Origin of the sequence: Enterobacter sp. AC1 (genome assembly GCF_050434705.1) — a bacterium.
GTDB lineage: Bacteria > Pseudomonadota > Gammaproteobacteria > Enterobacterales > Enterobacteriaceae > Enterobacter > Enterobacter cloacae_L.
The window spans coordinates 698,103-717,480 of sequence record NZ_JBNDIZ010000002.1 but is presented as its reverse complement, the minus strand read 5'-3'; the positions used below and the strand labels follow the sequence as shown (position 1 = coordinate 717,480).

The 19,378-nt window shown below is 55.2% G+C and carries 16 protein-coding genes; 10 read left to right on the top strand and 6 right to left on the bottom strand.

Annotated features, from left to right (window positions below):
- Window positions 1-6 precede the first annotated feature (6 nt).
- Complete coding sequence (locus M2433_RS08210; protein WP_429053187.1) at window positions 7-1,116, top strand: YcbX family protein; 1,110 nt, start codon at window positions 7-9, stop codon at window positions 1,114-1,116.
- Here M2433_RS08210 and zapC read toward each other — a convergent pair.
- Both zapC and pyrD read right to left on the bottom strand, forming a co-directional pair.
- The gene (gene zapC, locus M2433_RS08205) at window positions 1,113-1,655 is read right to left on the bottom strand and encodes a cell division protein ZapC (RefSeq protein ID WP_047346889.1); all 543 of its coding nucleotides are present in this window, start codon (window positions 1,653-1,655) and stop codon (window positions 1,113-1,115) included. The genes M2433_RS08210 and zapC overlap by 4 nt on opposite strands.
- Before the next feature lie 166 nt (window positions 1,656-1,821).
- Window positions 1,822-2,832 (bottom strand): quinone-dependent dihydroorotate dehydrogenase, encoded by a 1,011-nt coding sequence (pyrD, locus tag M2433_RS08200; protein ID WP_429053188.1) that lies wholly within the window; start codon window positions 2,830-2,832, stop codon window positions 1,822-1,824.
- Window positions 2,833-3,081: 249 nt separating this feature from the next.
- Here pyrD and ssuE point away from each other — a divergent pair, with 249 nt between their 5' ends.
- The 5 genes from ssuE to ssuB are packed head-to-tail and all read left to right on the top strand — an operon-like array spanning window position 3,082 to window position 7,322.
- The gene (ssuE, locus tag M2433_RS08195; RefSeq protein WP_047346891.1) at window positions 3,082-3,657 is read left to right on the top strand and encodes an NADPH-dependent FMN reductase; all 576 of its coding nucleotides are present in this window, start codon (window positions 3,082-3,084) and stop codon (window positions 3,655-3,657) included.
- A complete protein-coding gene (locus M2433_RS08190; protein ID WP_047346892.1) occupies window positions 3,650-4,612 on the top strand; it encodes a sulfonate ABC transporter substrate-binding protein in 963 nt (320 codons plus the stop codon). Before ssuE ends, M2433_RS08190 begins: the two co-directional genes overlap by 8 nt.
- Entirely contained in the window at window positions 4,609-5,754 is a 1,146-nt protein-coding gene (gene ssuD / locus M2433_RS08185; RefSeq protein WP_429053189.1) for an FMNH2-dependent alkanesulfonate monooxygenase, read from the top strand. The genes M2433_RS08190 and ssuD overlap by 4 nt, the downstream gene beginning before the upstream one ends.
- A gap of 9 nt (window positions 5,755-5,763) precedes the next feature.
- On the top strand, window positions 5,764-6,555 hold the full coding sequence (gene ssuC / locus M2433_RS08180; RefSeq protein WP_429053190.1) for an aliphatic sulfonate ABC transporter permease SsuC: 792 nt from the start codon (window positions 5,764-5,766) through the stop codon (window positions 6,553-6,555).
- Window positions 6,552-7,322: an aliphatic sulfonates ABC transporter ATP-binding protein gene (gene ssuB, locus M2433_RS08175; RefSeq protein ID WP_429053191.1), complete on the top strand. Its 771-nt coding sequence runs from the start codon at window positions 6,552-6,554 to the stop codon at window positions 7,320-7,322. The genes ssuC and ssuB overlap by 4 nt, the downstream gene beginning before the upstream one ends.
- Window positions 7,323-7,373: 51 nt before the next feature.
- On the opposite strand, the gene pepN is transcribed toward ssuB, so the two are convergent.
- Window positions 7,374-9,986, bottom strand: a complete 2,613-nt coding sequence (pepN, locus tag M2433_RS08170) for an aminopeptidase N (RefSeq protein ID WP_429053192.1) — start codon at window positions 9,984-9,986, stop codon at window positions 7,374-7,376.
- Window positions 9,987-10,240: 254 nt separating this feature from the next.
- Between pepN and pncB the strand changes: the two genes are divergently transcribed.
- From pncB to M2433_RS08150, 4 genes are all read left to right on the top strand, one after another.
- Complete coding sequence (gene pncB, locus M2433_RS08165) at window positions 10,241-11,443, top strand: nicotinate phosphoribosyltransferase (protein ID WP_429053193.1); 1,203 nt, start codon at window positions 10,241-10,243, stop codon at window positions 11,441-11,443.
- Window positions 11,444-11,609: 166 nt separating this feature from the next.
- Window positions 11,610-13,010, top strand: a complete 1,401-nt coding sequence (asnS, locus tag M2433_RS08160; protein WP_063430730.1) for an asparagine--tRNA ligase — start codon at window positions 11,610-11,612, stop codon at window positions 13,008-13,010.
- A 605-nt stretch (window positions 13,011-13,615) separates the two neighbouring features.
- Window positions 13,616-14,704: a porin gene (locus tag M2433_RS08155; RefSeq protein ID WP_059310407.1), complete on the top strand. Its 1,089-nt coding sequence runs from the start codon at window positions 13,616-13,618 to the stop codon at window positions 14,702-14,704.
- 184 nt (window positions 14,705-14,888) lie between these two features.
- The gene (locus M2433_RS08150) at window positions 14,889-16,079 is read left to right on the top strand and encodes an amino acid aminotransferase (RefSeq protein WP_429053194.1); all 1,191 of its coding nucleotides are present in this window, start codon (window positions 14,889-14,891) and stop codon (window positions 16,077-16,079) included.
- A gap of 47 nt (window positions 16,080-16,126) precedes the next feature.
- Here M2433_RS08150 and M2433_RS08145 read toward each other — a convergent pair whose 3' ends face one another.
- The 3 genes from M2433_RS08145 to ldtD all read right to left on the bottom strand — a co-directional run bounded on the left by M2433_RS08145 (window position 16,127) and on the right by ldtD (window position 19,344).
- On the bottom strand, window positions 16,127-16,774 hold the full coding sequence (locus M2433_RS08145; RefSeq protein ID WP_429053195.1) for an MBL fold metallo-hydrolase: 648 nt from the start codon (window positions 16,772-16,774) through the stop codon (window positions 16,127-16,129).
- Window positions 16,775-16,794: 20 nt separating this feature from the next.
- Complete coding sequence (locus tag M2433_RS08140; RefSeq protein ID WP_014169403.1) at window positions 16,795-17,346, bottom strand: YcbK family protein; 552 nt, start codon at window positions 17,344-17,346, stop codon at window positions 16,795-16,797.
- A gap of 174 nt (window positions 17,347-17,520) precedes the next feature.
- Entirely contained in the window at window positions 17,521-19,344 is a 1,824-nt protein-coding gene (gene ldtD / locus M2433_RS08135; protein WP_429053196.1) for a L,D-transpeptidase, read from the bottom strand.
- Between the last annotated feature and the right edge of the window lie 34 nt (window positions 19,345-19,378).

Below are 19,378 nucleotides of genomic sequence, written 5' to 3'. Positions count from 1 at the left end.
TGTGCAGTGGCGACGTTATCCAGGCTTTTTATTCATCCGGTGAAATCCATGCGCGGCATCGGCGTCTCTCACGCCCTGGCCGACATGAGCGGATTTGCCTTCGATCGTATTTTTATGGTCACCGAGCCGGACGGTACGTTCATTACCGCACGCCAGTTCCCGCAGATGGTTCGCTTTACCCCTTCCCCGCTTCATGACGGTTTGCACCTGTCCGCACCGGACGGTTCCAGCGCGGTGATCCGCTTTGCTGATTTTGCGCCTGTCGATGCGCCAACGGAAGTGTGGGGCAATCATTTTACCGCGCGCATCGCCCCGGAGGAGATTAACCGCTGGCTCAGCGGCTTCTTTTCCCGCGACGTGCAGCTGCGCTGGGTTGGGCCTGAGCTGACGCGCCGCGTTAAGCGCCATGACGCGGTTCCGCTCTCGTTTGCCGATGGCTTTCCCTTCCTGCTGACTAACGAAGCCTCACTGCGTGATTTACAAGGCCGCTGCAAAGCCAGCGTGCAGATGGAACAGTTCCGTCCCAATATTGTGGTGACGGGTGCCGACGCCTGGGAAGAAGACACCTGGAAAGTGATCCGCATCGGCAGCGTCATTTTCGACGTGGTGAAGCCTTGCAGCCGCTGTATCTTTACCACCGTCAGCCCGGAGAAAGGGCTGAAGCACCCTTCCGGCGAGCCGCTGAAAACGCTGCAGTCATTTCGTACCGCGCAGGACAACGGCGACGTCGACTTCGGTCAGAACCTTATTCCGCGCTCCAGCGGCGCGATCCGCGTCGGTGATGAGGTAGAGATCCTTGCCCGAGGGCCTGCAAGGGTGTACGGCTCAGGTCAGGAGGAGGAGTTCGTTGACGTTGAGACGCCGGTCAGCTCGGCGGTCGATATTCACTGGCAGGGTAACGTCATTCGGGGGAATAACCAGCAGGTGTTACTTGAGCAACTGGAACAAGCGGGGATCCGCATACCCTATTCCTGTCGCGCGGGGATCTGTGGCTGCTGTCGAATCAAGCTGGTAGAGGGCGAGGTCAGTGCGCTGAAAAAATCAGCGATTGCAGAAGACGGGACTATTCTGTGCTGCAGCTGTATTCCAAAAACATCGGTACAGCTGGAGGCTTAAACGGCCTGTTCCAGGCTAAAGGCATCCACGCGAAGCTGGGGCTTCAGCCTGTCGTTCATCACCTTAATGGCATCTCCAAGCTGCATCGTCCGCCCGGCAATCGTCACGCCGGGCTGGGCCAGCAAACAGAGCGCAGCATTTTCGCCAGGCTCTACCACCAGCAGGCTCACCTCTTCTGCCGTATCGCTCAGATTTACGCTGGCCGCATCGCCCGTTGCCGGGGTCCAGCTCAGCCCGTGCGCAAGGAAATGCCAGCTTTTGGGCATTTGCGGTTTCAGAAAACGGATAGCCACCAGGGCATTTAATACCAGTTCGGCACGCTGCTCTTTAGAGAGAACCAGATCGCGGCATTTTTCCTCAAAGGAGAAATAAAGCGCAGCGTCATCAACGCAAAAGCCTGACGGGGAAAACGCGTCCGGGGTAAGCATTCGGCGAGCAAAACGAGAGCGAAACAACATGCCATTGGCTAAATCGAGCATCATTCGATCATGCTCTTCGCAAAAATACCAGCGCCAGTTATCGTCAGGTTTAATTCGCATGTTTCTCTCCCGTCCCCGAAACGTCCTGTACTAAAAATGTCCTGTTCGCCGCTTCGTTTATAACACCATTAATAAAAGACTATAATGTCTAAATAAGCAACAGTGACGGAATATAAAACAACCAGGGCTGGAAATAAAGCCCTGGTTGTCTGATTAGGAGAAAAGATTAGATATGAGTAACGATTTCTTTAATCAGCTGCGGCCCTTTAAAAATAAAGCCGGAATAGATTTGTACCAGTGACGCACCCGCCGCCATCTTCTCGCGTGCAGCAATCACGGAGTCAATGCCGCCAACGCCAATAATCGGCAGACGCCCGTTTAATTCCGCAGACAGTGCGCGAATAATTTCGGTGCTTTTTAATTGTACCGGACGACCGCTTAACCCACCCGCTTCGTCACAGTTTTTCATTCCCTGAACGAGAGAGCGATCGAGCGTGGTATTGGTTGCAATTACGCCATCAATATTATGGCGAACTAAACTGTCGGCAACCTGGATCAATTCTTCAGCAGAAAGATCCGGGGCGATCTTAACCGCCACCGGAACATATTTATGGTGGATCGCCTGCAGCGCATTTTGTTTATTTTTAATGGCGCTCAGAAGATCGTCCAGCGCTTCGCCATATTGCAAGGAGCGCAGACCTGGGGTATTGGGTGAGGAAATATTCACCGCAATATAACCGGCATAGGCGTAGACTTTTTCCATACAAATCAGGTAGTCATCTTTACCCTGCTCAACCGGCGTATCTTTATTTTTGCCAATATTGATGCCTAATATCCCATCGAAATGCGCTTTTTTGACGTTCTCAACAAGATGATCAACACCGTGGTTGTTGAAGCCCATCCGGTTGATCAGCCCTTCGGCCTCGACCAGGCGGAACAGGCGCGGCTTGTCATTTCCCGGCTGCGGGCGCGGGGTGACGGTACCGATTTCGATGGAGCCAAAGCCCATCGCGCCCAGGGCGTCAATGCACTCGCCATTTTTGTCCAGACCGGCCGCCAGACCCAGCGGGTTTTTAAAGGTCAGACCCATGCACTGCACAGGTTTTTCCGGCACATTCTGACGCACCAGAGCGGCCAGCGGCGTTCCGGTAATGCGACGTAATTGCTGGAATGTAAATTCATGAGCGCGCTCAGGGTCGAGCTGGAAAAGGGCTTTACGAACGAAGGGGTAGTACATGAACTCTCCTGGATTCCCGGTGTGCAAACCGGGAGGGGATTATGGGCGATCCCGGCGCGAAAGGGAATTGACCTGCGGCAAAAAAAGCAGCGTAAAACGCAAACGTTTACCTGTCGGGATACTTCTTATGCTGTTTTTCGCATTTTAATTGCAGATAAATCATTTAGTGGAATAACCGCGCGGTGTCACACTCCTGAAAATTGTTATGAATGTTAGATAAAAGCAAACAATTGGTTATAAGGAGGAAGTATGCGCGTCATTACCCTGGCCGGAAGTCCACGATTCCCTTCGCGTTCCAGCGCCCTGCTGGAATATGCCCGTGAAAAGCTCAATGCCCTGGATGTGGAAGTGTGCCACTGGAACCTGCATAACTTCGAACCTGAAGATCTGCTTTATGCCCGTTTTGACAGCCCGGCGCTCAAAACCCTCATTGAGCAGCTTAAAGGCGCTGACGGCTTAATTGTGGCAACGCCTATTTATAAAGCCTCTTTTTCCGGTGCGCTGAAAACCCTGCTTGACCTGCTTCCCGAACGCGCACTGGATGGCAAAGTGGTGCTGCCCCTTGCCACAGGCGGCACGGTGGCCCATTTACTGGCGGTGGATTATGCCCTGAAGCCGGTCCTGAACGCGCTGAAAGCACAGGAGATCCTCCACGGCGTCTTCGCGGATGACTCCCAGGTCATTGACTATCAGCACAAGCCTCACTTTACGCCAAATCTGCAAACCCGCCTCGATAACGCCCTGGAAACCTTCTGGCATGCCCTGCACCGCAGGGATATCCAGGCTCCGGCGTTTGGTCAGCCTCAAGGAGTCGCTCATGTTTAAAACATTAACCCGCATCGGGCTGGCAGGTTTGATGGCGCTTACGTCGCTGGCCCACGCCGCAGATACGGCACCTGAAAGTTTACGCATTGGCTATCAGAAAGGCAGCGTGAGCATGGTGCTGGCAAAAAGCCACCAGCTTCTGGAAAAACGCTTCCCGGACACCAAATTCTCCTGGGTTGAGTTTCCCGCTGGCCCCCAAATGCTGGAGGCCCTGAACGTTGGCAGTATCGATATCGGCAGTACGGGCGATATTCCGCCGATATTCGCCCAGGCCGCCGGAGCGGACCTCGTCTACGTCGGCGTTGAGCCGCCCAAACCGAAGGCTGAAGTGATTCTGGTCCCTGAAAATAGCGACATTAAAAGCGTCGCCGATCTTAAAGGTCATAAAGTCGCGTTCCAGAAAGGTTCCAGCTCGCACAACCTTCTGCTGCGCGCCCTGCAGGAAGCCGGGCTCAAGTTCACCGACATTCAGCCCGTCTACCTGACGCCTGCCGACGCGCGCGCCGCATTCCAGCAGAAGAACGTTGATGCCTGGGCCATCTGGGATCCGTACTACTCCGCCGCACTGCTGCAGGGTGGGGTTCGCGTGCTGAAAGACGGCACCACGCTGAAGCAGACAGGTTCGTTCTACCTTGCCGCAAGACCGTATGCGGAAAAGAACGGCGCATTTATTCAGGGCGTCCTTGATACCTTTACCCAGGCCGATGCGCTTACCCAGAGCCAGCGTCAGGAGAGTATTGCTCTGCTGGCAAAAACCATGGGCTTACCTGAACCGGTGATCGCGAGCTATCTCAGCCACCGTCCACCAACCACCATTACGCCCGTGGACGCGCACGTCGCCGCACTTCAGCAGCAAACCGCTGACCTCTTCTATCAAAATCACCTGGTTCCTAAGCAGGTGGATATTCGCGAACGCATCTGGCAACCCGCTGGCAAAGAAGGAACAAAATCATGAGGCTGAATCTTTTCTGGTTTTTACCCACCCACGGTGATGGACACTATCTTGGTACAGAAGAGGGTTCACGCCCGGTTGACCATGGCTATCTGCAGCAGATTGCGCAGGCGGCGGATCGAATCGGTTTTACCGGGGTGCTGATCCCGACCGGACGGTCGTGTGAAGATGCCTGGCTGGTTGCCGCGTCGATGATCCCGGTCACCCAGCGTCTGAAGTTCCTGGTTGCGCTGCGCCCGAGCGTCGTCTCGCCTACCGTGGCGGCGCGTCAGGCGGCAACCCTGGACAGACTGTCGAACGGTCGCGCCCTGTTTAACCTGGTAACGGGCAGCGATCCGCAGGAGCTGGCGGGCGACGGCGTGTTCCTCGACCACACCGAGCGCTATGAAGCCTCCGCCGAATTCACCCGCGTCTGGCGACGCCTGCTGGAAGGGGAAACCGTCACCTTCGAAGGCAAGCATATTCACGTTCGCGACGCGAAGCTCTACTTCCCGCCGGTGCAGCAGCCGCGCCCGCCCCTCTACTTTGGCGGATCGTCGGATGTGGCGCAGGACCTGGCGGCGGAGCAGGTCGATCTTTATCTGACCTGGGGCGAACCGCCCGAGCTGGTGAAAGAAAAAATTGCTCAGGTACGCGCCAAAGCGGCCGCCCATGGCCGCAAGGTGCGCTTCGGCATTCGCCTGCACGTGATTGTGCGTGAAACCAATGAAGAAGCCTGGCAGGCGGCCGACCGTCTGATTTCCCATCTGGATGACGAGACCATCGCGAAAGCCCAGGCCGCGTTTGCCAAAACAGACTCGGTCGGACAGCACCGGATGGCGTCCCTGCACAACGGCAAGCGCGAGAATCTGGAGATCAGCCCGAACCTGTGGGCGGGTGTCGGCCTTGTGCGCGGCGGTGCGGGCACGGCGCTGGTGGGCGACGGTCCGACCGTGGCAGCACGCATTAATGAATACGCAGACCTGGGGATCGACAGCTTTATTCTCTCCGGTTATCCGCACCTGGAAGAGGCCTACAAAGTGGGCGAGCTGTTATTCCCGCATCTGGATGTTGCCATTCCGGAAATTCCGCAGCCACGGCCGCTTCAGCTTCAGGGCGAAGCCGTGGCGAACGAATTTATCCCGCGAAAAGCCGCGCAAAGCTAAGGAGTGACCATGTCTGCCACCTCACAAAAATGGCTGCTGCGCGCCGCGCCGTGGTTTTTACCCGTCGGCATTGTGGCTATCTGGCAGCTCGCGTCGTCCACTGGCTGGCTGTCGAGCCGTATTCTGCCCTCCCCGGAGGGCGTTGTAGAAGCGTTCTGGTCGCTGAGCGTCAGCGGCGAGCTGTGGCAGCATCTGGCGATCAGCTCCTGGCGCGCGGTGATTGGTTTTTCCATCGGCGGCAGCATCGGGCTGGTGCTGGGTCTGGTAAGCGGCCTTTCCCGCTGGGGCGAGCGGCTGCTGGATACGTCCATTCAGATGCTGCGCAACGTGCCGCATCTGGCGCTGATCCCGCTGGTGATTTTGTGGTTTGGTATTGATGAAAGCGCCAAGATCTTCCTCGTGGCGCTGGGCACGCTGTTCCCGATTTACATCAACACCTGGCACGGCATCCGCAATATCGATCGCGGCCTTGTCGAGATGGCGCGCAGCTACGGCTTATCAGGCTTCGCGCTTTTTACCCACGTCATTCTTCCCGGCGCCCTGCCCTCCATTATGGTCGGGGTGCGTTTTGCGCTCGGCCTGATGTGGCTGACGCTGATTGTTGCGGAGACCATCTCAGCCAACTCCGGCATTGGCTATCTGGCGATGAACGCCCGCGAATTCCTGCAAACGGACGTGGTTGTGGTCGCCATTATTCTTTACGCCCTGCTCGGCAAACTCGCCGACGTCAGCGCCCAGTGGCTGGAGCGTAGCTGGCTGCGCTGGAATCCGGCCTACATCACTCAGGAGGCGAAAGCATGAACACGTCCCGACTGACTCAGGGTACACCGCTGCTGCTCAGCGGCGTGACCAAACGCTACGGTGAAAACACCGTTCTTAACGGGCTGGATCTGCACATTCCAGCCGGGCAATTTGTGGCCGTTGTCGGGCGCAGCGGCGGCGGCAAGAGTACGCTGTTGCGTCTTTTAGCGGGGCTGGAGTCCCCCAACGGCGGCGAAATTCTGGCCGGCACGACGCCGCTTGCCAATATTCAGGACGATACCCGCATGATGTTTCAGGACGCCCGCCTGCTGCCCTGGAAGTCCGTCATCGACAACGTCGGGCTCGGCCTGAAGGGCAGCTGGCGCGATGAGGCCCGTCAGGCGCTTGCGGCCGTAGGGCTGGAACACCGTGCGGGCGAATGGCCTGCGGCGCTGTCGGGTGGACAGAAACAGCGCGTGGCGCTGGCCCGGGCGTTAATCCATCGCCCCGGCCTGCTGTTGCTTGATGAGCCGCTCGGCGCGCTGGATGCCCTGACGCGGATCGAAATGCAGGATTTAATTGGCTCCCTCTGGCAGAAACATGGTTTTACGGTGTTGCTGGTCACCCATGACGTGAGCGAAGCCGTCGCAATGGCCGATCGGGTGCTGTTAATAGAAGAAGGAAAAATTGGCCTGGACCTGACGGTCGATCTTCCTCGCCCTCGTCGCGTCGGTTCGGCAAGACTGGCGGAGCTGGAGGCAGAAGTGCTGGATCGGGTGATGAAACGTGGGGTGAATGAGCGCGCGTTGATTAAAGCTAATGCCTGATGCCCTCACCCCGGCCCTCTCCCACAGGGAGAGGGCGGGTTAAGCTTTCTATCAGGCCAGCGCCTTAGCAATCTTCTCGTACAGATCGCCAGACAGATTTTCCAGTCCTTTCAGTTGCTCAAGCGCGGCACGCATCTTCGCCTGACGCTTCGCGTCGTAGCGCTTCAGGCGGATCAGCGGCTCAATCAGGCGCGATGCCACCTGCGGGTTACGGCTGTTCAGCTCGGTCAGCATTTCCACCATAAACTGATAACCGCTGCCATCTTCGGCGTGGAACGCGGCCGGGTTGCTGCTGGCAAACGCACCAATCAGAGAACGGACACGGTTTGGGTTGCTCATGGTAAACGAACGATGCTTCAGCAGTCTGCGGACGGTGCTGAGTGCATCTTCCGCCGGGCTGGTTGCCTGCAGAATGAACCACTTGTCCATCACCAGGCCATCCTGATGCCACTTGTCGTCGTACTCCTGCATCAGCGCATCGCGGCAAGACAGTTCGGCGGCGACGCTTGCGCCCAGCGCCGCCAGCGCGTCGGTCATGTTATCCGCGTCGTGATACTGTTTGCTCACCAGCGTGTTCGCCAGTTCGGTTTCACCAAACGCCAGATAGCGCAGGCAGGTGTTACGCAGGGAACGTTTACCGATGTCCGCATGCTCCACGCGATACGCGTCAAGCTTATTGGCGTTGTAGATTGCGAGGAACTCATCGGCCAGCTCGGTCGCCAGCGTGCGGGTCAGCGCTTCACGCACCGCCACGATGGCAATCGGGTCGATGATATCAAACAGTTCGGCGATTTCGCTGGCGGACGGCAGCGTCAGGATTTCAGCCGCCAGTGCCGGATCAATCGTCTCATCCAGCAGGATCGCGCGGAACGCGTCAGCCACGTGAACAGGCAGCGACAGCGGCTGGCCCTGCTGATGGCGGTTCACGTTCAGCTTGATGTAAGTTGCGAGCAGGCTTTGCGCCGCATCCCAGCGGGAGAAGTCGTTGCGCGCATGACGCATCAGGAACGTTAGCTGCTGATCGCTCCACTTGTACTCCAGCTTCACTGGCGCAGAGAATTCGCACAGCAGCGCCGGCACCGGCTGGAAGTAGACGTTATCGAAGATAAAGGTCTGCTCGGCCTGAGTCACGTTCAGCACGTGGTGTACCGGGTGGCCACCTTTCTGCAGTGGGATGACTTTGCCTTCGTTATCGTACAGCTCAATGCTGAACGGAATGTGCAGCGGATATTTCTCTTCCTGCTCGGCGGTCGGCGGCGTGCGCTGGCTGATGGTCAGGGTGTACTGCTCGGTTTCCGGATTGTAATCGTCTTTGACGGTGACAACTGGCGTACCGGCCTGGCTGTACCAGCGGCGGAAATGCGAGAGATCGACATTAGAGGCATCTTCCATCGCCTGAACAAAATCGTCGCAGGTGGCCGCGCTGCCGTCATGACGCTCAAAGTAAAGCTGCATCCCTTTCTGGAAGTTCTCTTCCCCCAGCAGGGTGTGGATCATACGGATAATTTCAGCGCCTTTCTCATACACCGTCAGGGTGTAGAAGTTGTTCATCTCAATGACTTTATCCGGGCGGATCGGGTGCGCCATTGGGCTGGCATCTTCCGCAAACTGCAGGCCGCGCATCGTACGCACGTTGTTGATGCGGTTCACCGCGCGTGAACCCAGATCGGAGCTGAACTCCTGGTCACGGAACACAGTCAGGCCCTCTTTCAGGCTCAGCTGGAACCAGTCGCGGCAGGTGACGCGGTTACCGGTCCAGTTATGGAAATACTCGTGTCCGATGACGCGTTCGATATCGAGATAATCTTTATCGGTGGCGGTATCGGTACGCGCCAGCACGTATTTGGAGTTAAAGACGTTGAGGCCTTTGTTCTCCATTGCGCCCATGTTGAAGAAATCGACGGCGACGATCATATAGATGTCGAGGTCATATTCGAGGCCAAAGCGCTCTTCGTCCCACTTCATGGAGTTGATGAGCGAGGTCATCGCCCACGGTGCGCGGTCCAGGTTGCCGCGGTCAACAAACAGCTCCAGCGCCACCTCACGACCCGAGCGCGTTTTGAAAGTGTCGCGCAGCACGTCGAAATCACCCGCCACCAGCGCAAACAGGTAGCACGGTTTCGGGAATGGATCTTGCCACTGAACCCAGTGACGGCCATTTTCCAGCTCCCCTTCTCCCACGCGGTTACCGTTGGAGAGCAGGAATGGGTAGAGCGTTTTATCGGCGATGATTTTGGTGGTGAAGCGCGCCAGGACGTCCGGGCGGTCCAGATACCAGGTGATGTGGCGGAACCCTTCCGCTTCACACTGGGTGCACAGCGCCACGCCAGACTGATAAAGCCCTTCCAGCGCCGTGTTGGCGGCAGGGCTGATTTCATTCACGATGCGCAGCGTAAACTGTTCCGGCAGGTTGTCGATGACCAGCTGGTTGTTTTCTTCTTTATAGTCAGACCACGCTTCATCATTAATATGCAGGGAGACCAGCGTCAGGTCTTCACCATCCAGACGCAGCGGTACGGCGGTTGCGCTGTGGCGCGTTACCTGGCTCACCGCCGTTACAACGGTTTTAGTGGCATCCAGGTCAAACGTCAGGTCGATATCGCTAATCAGGTAATCCGGCGCACGGTAGTCGTGGCGGTATTTGGCTTGTGGCTGTTGTGTCATAGAAAACCTTATGCATCGTTTGTCGAGTAACGTTTCAATATATTCCTGTTGTGTAAAACGCGCTATGCAGAATGTTCATCTTTTCAGGTACAAAACCCTTTTTTGCTACATTTATATAACACGGGGCACAAAATGCCCTCGACCATAAAACGCGCTTATGTTGTGATCGGGGTTCAATAAATCACTAAACAAGGTATACTCCGGAGTTGTTTATTGTACTAAACGCTCCTGTGAGAGGATGCTACTGCGCACCTATGACTCAATTCGCTTCCCCTGTTCTGCATACGTTGCTGGATACCGACGCGTATAAACTGCATATGCAGCAAGCCGTTTTCCACCACTACTATGACGTGCATGTCGCGGCGGAATTCCGCTGCCGTGGCGACGACTTGCTCGGTATCTACGCAGACTCGATTCGTGAACAGGTCAATGCTATGCAGCATCTGACGCTGCAGGACGACGAATATCAGTGGCTCTCTGGCCTGCCTTTCTTCAAAACCGACTATCTGAACTGGCTGCGCGATTTCCGCTATAAGCCGGAACAGGTCGCCGTGGTTAACGATAATGGCAAGCTGGATATTCGCCTTGAAGGCCCGTGGCGGGAAGTGATCATGTGGGAAGTGCCGCTTCTGGCGGTGATCAGCGAGCTGGCCCACCGCTACCGTTCGCCGGAAACGGGCGTAGAGCAGGCGGTTGCCTCGCTGGAAAACAAACTCGCTGCCTTCTCCACGCTGACCGAAGGGCTGGACATGTCCCGCTTCCGCCTGATGGACTTTGGCACCCGTCGCCGTTTCTCTCGCGACGTTCAGGAGGCCATCGTTAAACGTCTGCAGCAGGAGCCGTGGTTCGTGGGCACCAGCAACTACGATCTGGCCCGTCGCCTCAACCTGACGCCAATGGGCACCCAGGCGCACGAGTGGTTCCAGGCGCATCAGCAGATAAGCCCCGACCTGGCTAACAGCCAGCGCGCGGCACTGGCCGCATGGCTTGAGGAGTACCCGAATCAGCTCGGGATCGCCCTCACCGACTGTATTACGATGGACGCCTTCCTGCGCGACTTTGGTCCCGAGTTCGCTGAGCGTTACCAGGGGTTACGCCATGATTCCGGGGATCCGGTTGAATGGGGCGAGAAGGCCATTGCCCATTACCATAAACTCGGGATTGACCCGATGAGCAAGGTGCTGGTCTTCTCCGATAACCTCGACCTGGCGAAAGCGGTCGAACTCTATCGCCATTTCAGTACCAGAGTAAACCTGAGCTTTGGGATTGGTACTCGTTTGACCTGCGACATTCCTCAGGTAAAACCTCTGAATATCGTTATTAAGCTGGTGGAATGTAACGGCAAGCCGGTGGCAAAACTCTCCGATAGCCCGGGTAAAACCATCTGCCATGACAAAGCGTTTGTCCGCGCGTTGCGCAAAGCATTCGATCTCCCCCAGATCAAAAAAGCCAGTTAAGCACTTAAGGGAGCCTTGATGGCTCCCCCTCTCCTTATTTTTTCTTAAATCTTCTCTTTTGATTGCGAAATTTGCTTGTCTGATAGCGGATGGCAGGTAACATAGATATCCCCCCATAAGGGTGGACAAGTGTTTATTTTTTCCGACTATTAACAGAGAGAATATTATGAGCGTTGTGCCTGTAGCCGACGTACTCCAGGGCCGTGTCGCCGTTGACTCAGAAGTCACCGTGCGCGGATGGGTGCGTACCCGCCGAGATTCTAAAGCTGGCATCTCCTTCCTTGCCGTCTATGACGGTTCCTGCTTTGATCCTGTACAGGCCGTCATTAATAATTCTCTGCCCAATTACAATGATGACGTTCTGCGCCTGACGACGGGGTGTTCCGTAATTGTGACCGGCGTGGTTGTGGCATCACCGGGCCAGGGTCAGAGTTTTGAAATTCAGGCCTCTGCCATTGAAGTCACCGGCTGGGTTGACGATCCGGACACCTATCCGATGGCGGCAAAACGTCACAGCATTGAATACCTGCGTGAAGTCGCACACCTGCGCCCGCGCACCAACCTGATTGGTGCAGTGGCGCGCGTGCGCCATACGCTGGCTCAGGCGCTGCATCGTTTCTTTGATGAGCAGGGTTATTTCTGGGTGTCTACCCCGCTGATCACCGCTTCTGATACCGAAGGTGCAGGTGAAATGTTCCGCGTCTCAACGCTGGACATGGAAAACCTGCCGCGCACGCCAGAAGGTAAAGTGGACTATGACAAAGACTTCTTCGGTAAAGAAGCCTTCCTGACGGTATCTGGCCAGCTCAACGGCGAAACCTATGCCTGCGCACTGTCCAAAATCTACACCTTTGGCCCAACCTTCCGCGCCGAAAACTCCAACACCAGCCGTCACCTGGCGGAATTCTGGATGCTGGAGCCTGAAGTGGCATTCGCCAACCTGGACGATGTTGCCGGCCTGGCGGAAGCGATGCTGAAGTATGTCTTCAAAGCGGTTCTGGAAGAGCGTCCGGACGACATGAAATTCTTCGCTGAACGCGTAGACAGCGATGCGGTGGCCCGTCTGGAGCGTTTCGTCTCTGCTGACTTTGCCCAGGTAGACTATACCGACGCGGTGGCGATCCTCGAGAAATGCGGCGAGAAGTTCGAGAACCCGGTTTACTGGGGCGTTGACCTTGCGTCTGAGCACGAGCGCTATCTGGCCGAGAAACACTTCAAAGCGCCGGTTGTCGTTAAAAACTACCCGAAAGACATTAAGGCCTTCTATATGCGCCTTAACGAAGACGGTAAAACCGTGGCAGCGATGGACGTCCTGGCGCCGGGCATTGGTGAAATCATCGGTGGCTCTCAGCGTGAAGAGCGTCTTGACGTGCTGGACGCGCGCATGGAAGAGATGGGGCTCAACCCAGCGGACTACAGCTGGTACCGCGATCTGCGCCGCTACGGCACCGTGCCGCATGCCGGTTTTGGTCTGGGCTTCGAGCGTCTGATCGCCTACGTTACGGGCGTTCAGAACGTACGTGACGTGATTCCATTCCCGCGTACTCCACGTAACGCCAGCTTCTAAGCAACAAAACAGAAAATGGCCAGCATATGCTGGCCATTATTTTATTCTGCATTGTCAGTTTTCGTCAGCGTAAAGTCAGCATCTTTAAACCTTCACCCCGTCACAACCACTAGCTGTTACGTTTTGTTTCCGTGAAATATCCAGCCACAAAAAATAAACCCCATTCTTATTGCGATTATTTCACTCTCAAGCAATAGCACAAATTTCAACCACTTTTTCAGCCATCCAGAAGTCTTTTTTGGGACATAAGAAAAAACGAGTCGTTTAACGTCTGTTTATATGAATTGCCTTTATCCAAATTAATCATAAGGAATTCATATATATAGGAATCACACTGTTTCTTAATTCGCCAATGAGGTCTGAAGTTTGAGATGGTTCACAAAGTTCCCAGAAATACATATTTGGTTACACATATTTTCTTACTGTTACTTAATCTTGAGAATTGTAGCACTTTGAGGCTAGCGAAACGCTTCGGTGAATGGAAAGATGCCTGACAGATACATAAAGACACCAAACTCTCATCAATAGTTCCGGAAATATTTATTGACAGAATTTATTGACGGCAGTGGCGAGTGTCATAAAAAAACCAATGAGGGTAATAAATAATGATGAAGCGCAATATTCTGGCAGTGGTTATCCCTGCTCTGCTGGTAGCCGGTGCAGCTAACGCTGCAGAAATCTATAACAAAAACGGCAACAAACTGGATCTGTACGGCAAAGTGGTTGGCGAGCACGACTTCGTGACCTCCGGTGACAACACCGACAGCAACGACGCTACCTATGCGCAGATCGGTTTCAAAGGTGAAACTCAAATCAATGACCAACTGACTGGTTACGGTCAGTGGGAATACCGTGCTCTGGCAAGCCAGGCAGAAAGCAACCAGACTCAGCGTACCCGTCTGGCGTTCGCTGGTCTGAAAGCCGGTGATGCAGGTTCAATCGACTACGGCCGTAACTACGGTATCGTATACGATGTAGAATCCTACACCGATATGGCCCCATCCTTCTCTGGTATGACCTGGGCTAACTACTCTGATAACTTCATGACCGGCCGTAACTCTGGTCTGCTGACCTACCGCAACTCTGACTTCTTCGGTCTGGTTGATGGTCTGAGCCTGGGTCTGCAGTATCAGGGCAAAAACGAGCGTACCGACGTTAAAACCGCTAACGGTGACGGTTTCGGTACCTCTCTGGGTTATGATTTCGGCGAAGGTTTCGGCCTGATCGGTGCATACAGCAACTCTGACCGTACTAACTTGCAGACCGCTGACGGTAAAGGTGACAAAGCTGAAGCATGGGCAGTTGGCGCGAAATACGATGCGAACAACATCTACCTGGCAACCACCTACGCTGAAACCCGCAACATGACCCGTGAAGCTGACGGCTCATTCGCGAACAAAACTCAGAACTTCGAAGTGATCGCTCAGTACCAGTTCGACTTCGGTCTGCGCCCTTCCGTGGCCTACGTTCAGTCTAAAGGTAAAAACCTGTCACAGCGTGGCACCTTCTCTGGCGGCGATGCTGACCTGCAGAAATTTGTTGAACTGGGTGCAACTTACTACTTCAACAAAAACTTCAACGTCTATGTTGACTACCAGCTGAACCTGATCGACGACACCGACTACTCTCGTAGCGTGGGTATCGTGAACGGTAAAGACGACCAGGTTGCAATGGCTGTTACCTACCAGTTCTAATCAGAACACCACTTTGTTATATGCTTAATGAACAGGGCTTCGGCCCTGTTTTTTTATGCCTGACAGAAAATAATGGCGACTTTTGAAAAGCCGCACGCTTTTCGTCGCAAACGGTTGGCATTTTGTAAATCTACCGTTAACCTGATAGCGGATTTCACTTCTGTAATCACAATGGAACTTCGTCATGTTTGAGAACATTACCGCCGCTCCTGCCGACCCGATTCTGGGCCTGGCCGATCTGTTTCGTGCCGACGACCGCCCTGGCAAAATCAACCTGGGTATTGGTGTATATAAAGATGAAACCGGCAAAACTCCGGTACTGACCAGCGTTAAGAAAGCTGAGCAGTATCTGCTGGAAAACGAAACCACCAAAAACTACCTCGGTATTGATGGTATCCCTGAATTTGGTCGCTGCACCCAGGAGCTGCTGTTCGGTAAAGGCAGCGCAATCGTCAGTGACAAACGTGCCCGTACAGCGCAGACCCCTGGCGGTACCGGCGCGCTGCGCGTGGCGGCGGATTTCCTTGCGAAAAACACTTCTGTGAAGCGCGTCTGGGTAAGCAATCCAAGCTGGCCGAACCACAAGAGCGTCTTCAATTCCGCGGGTCTGGACGTGCGCGAATACGCCTACTACGACGCGGCAAGCCACTCTCTCGACTTTGACGGCCTGCTGGCAAGCCTGAGCGAAGCGCAGTCAGGCGACGTGGTGCTGTTCCACGGATGCTGCCACAACCCAACCGGAATCGATCCGACCCTTGAGCAGTGGGAACACCTGGCGAAGCTGTCCGTAGAAAAAGGCTGGCTGCCGCTGTTTGACTTTGCCTACCAGGGCTTCGCCCGTGGTCTGGAAGAAGATGCAGAAGGCCTGCGCGCGTTCGCAGCCGTGCATCAGGAGCTGATTGTTGCCAGCTCCTACTCCAAGAACTTCGGTCTGTACAATGAGCGTGTGGGTGCCTGTACGCTGGTTGCGGCAAACGAAGAGACCGTTGACCGCGCGTTCAGCCAGATGAAATCGGTTATTCGCGCGAACTACTCTAACCCACCGGCACACGGTGCGTCTGTTGTTGCCACCATCCTGAGCAACGATGCGCTGCGCGCGATCTGGGAACAAGAGCTGAACGATATGCGCCAGCGTATTCAGCGCATGCGCCTGCTGTTTGTGAACACCCTGGCGGAGAAAGGCGCCGATCGCGACTTCAGCTTTATCATCAAACAGAACGGCATGTTCTCATTCAGCGGCCTGACCAAAGAGCAGGTTCTGCGCCTGCGTGAAGAGTTTGGCGTGTACGCCGTTGCGTCTGGCCGCGTGAACGTTGCGGGCATGACGCCTGACAACATGGCGCCACTGTGCGAAGCGATTGTCGCCGTACTGTAATTTGCGCCCATAAAAAAGCCTGCGTTATGCAGCTTTTTTTATTCGGGTTACCAGACAGGCATCTCATCCTGAAGGAACGGGTTATGGAGCCGTTCATAGCCCAGCGTCGACATCGGACCGTGTCCAGGGATAAACGTCACATCATCACCCAGCGGCAAGAGTTTCTGTTTAATCGACTGAATCAGCTGCCCGTGATCGCCGCGCGGAAAATCGCTGCGTCCTACGCCACCTTTGAAAATCACATCGCCGGAAATCAGCAGACGGGACTGGTCATCAAAGAAGACAATATGGCCTGGCGTATGTCCAGGACAATGCAACACCTGTAAAGTCACATTCCCTACGTTAACGCGCTCTCCCTCGTTCAGCCAGCGATCGGGCGTCAGGGGCTGACACTCATCAAGGCCAAACATGCGGCTTTGGGCGGGTAACCCCTGCAGCCAGAACTCATCTTCGTTTTCCGGACCAATCACCGGCACACCATAATGTTGCGCCAGTTCCGCCGCTGCGCCAACATGGTCAAGGTGACCATGCGTCAGCAAAATTTGCATCAGCGTGACACCGCTGTCAGCGACTTCCTGCTTGATTTTCTCAGCGTCGCCACCGGGATCGACAAGCGCGGCCAGTTTAGTTTGTTCGCACCAGATGAGTGAACAATTCTGGGAGAACGCGGTAACCGGAATAATACGATAGTTCATACTGCTCCTGTATTTCGTTATTACCAGTGCCGAACCGGACCGGTATCAATATGCACAAAGTTGCTGCTGGGGTAATATCCTACACCACCTGCACGCATAGATAACGCAGCTTTGCGAATATTGGCTAACGAAACGCCTTCAATATGGAAATCCATTGCCTGTCCCTTCGTGTGATAGCTCTTTTTAGCTACCCCGCGACTGTGGGCGCGCAGTTCATTATTGGTATCAACTGAGCGATAACCAGAAATAAGCTGCACCGGCTTGCTGGTGCCCAGCAGGCCCTGAAGGCGGAAAAGCTGATCAAACAGTCCTGGATCGATGGCTTTTATTTTATTCGCGCGGAAATCACGGAAAAAATGGTTAAGTCTTGCTAATTCATCCTGAATATAGCCTCTGCCATCAAAGAACTCCGCTTTTAGCGACTCACCGGTATGAAGATTGTTGAGCGTTAAAACTCGCGGACGAGGTGTCGAGAGGGTGGCAAATGCTGGCGTCGGCAAGATGGCCGCTGCGCCAAGCGCAACACCACCTAACGCCAGCAGTTTGCGGCGATTAGCGTCAAATTTGTCCATGATAATCAGGTCTACAGGTAAAAGAAATCGTAATATGCTTAGCGCACGAAGGGCACCTTAACTGGCAAAACCGGGTACGTCAAGGCGCCCAACCCCAGTGAATACGCGGCTTACAGCGATATTGCCCCGTATTCACCCTAACTTACGACAATCTTTTTCCCCGAACTGCTTCATTTACCTGATTAATTGTTCCGCTTTTGGCAAAATTTGTGCGCCGGATCGCGCGGTGAGATCATAATTGTAAATATCTGTACGATACTGCGTCCGCCCGTCTTCGCCCACGAAAGCGGTCAAATAGTAAAGATTGACCGGAATATTGTGCCGAATATTCACGTAACGCGTATCCCCCTGCTTCAGGGCATCCGAGATACGCGTATCGTTCCAGCCCGCATCCTGCAACAGCATATTGGCCAGCTCTGAGGCTTTATTGACGCGCACGCAGCCAGAACTCAGCGCGCGAGTATCCTTCTGGAACAGGTTGTGGTTCGGGGTATCGTGCAGATAAATAGCGTCTGAACTCGGCATATTGAACTTGTAGCGCCCAAGCGAGTTATGCGCCCCGGGAGCCTGCTGGAAACGGAACGGCAGATTTGACGCCGTGATCGTCGACCAGTCGACCATATAAGGATCGATGGCCTCTTTGCTGTTCCATCCACGCATCACCGTATAGCCATGACGTTCCAGATAACCCGGATCGTTCCAGACCTTCGGCAGAATGTCTTTCCGCGCCAGGGTGGGCGGTACGTTCCACGGCGGGTTAACCACCACGTTATTTAACGCACTGCTCATCATCGGCGTTTTACGATCCGGACGTCCGACAATTACGCGCGACGCCAGCACTTCGCTACCGTTCTGGTAATAGACCAGTGAATACGCCGGAATGTTAACCATAATACCGGTTGAGAGCGTACCCGGCAGCAGGCGCAAACGCTGGATATTCAGCGCCAGCACCCCTGCCCGCTGCGCAGGCGACACGTTCAGCCAGTCACGCGTTGTCTGGCCGATGACGCCATCGGCCCCCAGTCCCTGAACGGCCTGGAACTGTTTAACTGCCGCAACCAGCTCGCGGTCGTATGCTGCGGGTTTATTGCTGACGGTGACCGCTTTTTTCTCTTTCACCGGAGCTGACGGACTAACCACTGCATTTTGCGGATCGTCGCCGGGCAAGGCAATATGTGGCCCGCCGTCCAGAATACCGGAACGCGCCAGGATCTCGCGCAGGGCAGGAACATCGCTGCTCCACTGCCCCGGACGCAGCGTCGTGGTACCGCGCATTTGCGGCCACGGGCGCGAGTCCCCCACCAGCGCAAGAAGCGACTGGTGCAGGGTGGCATATTGCGGATGTGCCGGTGCGAGGCTGGCAATAAAGCGCGGCAGCTCTCCATTATCCAGGGCTAACTGCCACTGGTTAATGACCGACAGCGCTGGCGTCGCCAGCTTGTAAGGCTTATCGCTGTATAACCAGCGGTTACCGTTGACAGGAATTCCGGCGACAAACTGAAGGTAACCCATCATGGCATCTGACAGCACGATATCACGCGCCTGGCCGGTCACGGACGGATCGGTCAGCAGTTCAACCCAGGCGGTAAATTGCGGCTGCAAACCGGCGATAGCGACCTCTGCCAGCTGCTGCTGGAACGCACGAACCGCATCGCGATTGTCCCACATAGGCTTCATGTCGCGTGCAGCGTAGAGCAGCGTCAGCTGGTTGAGATACGCAGGTTGGTAACCTGAAGGCAGCCCCGCCAGAAGCTGTTGCTGGAGTGATTGAATGTTTACGCCTTCCGGCAGTGGCTGAATACCGGCCATGACAGCCGTCGCCGGGGATTGCTCCAGCGGTTGAGACAGCGACGTCGGCTGCGCGCCTGTCGTTGCAGAGCTATCAGTTGGTACAATTTCAGGCTCATCGGCCTGTGCAGTTAACAGTGGAGCAAACATCACTGCCAGGCACAAACTCAGTGCAGACAGTTGAAGACCACGAACTTTCTTTAGCAACATCCCTTGCCCCCTGTTTTCTAACGACATGCCCATC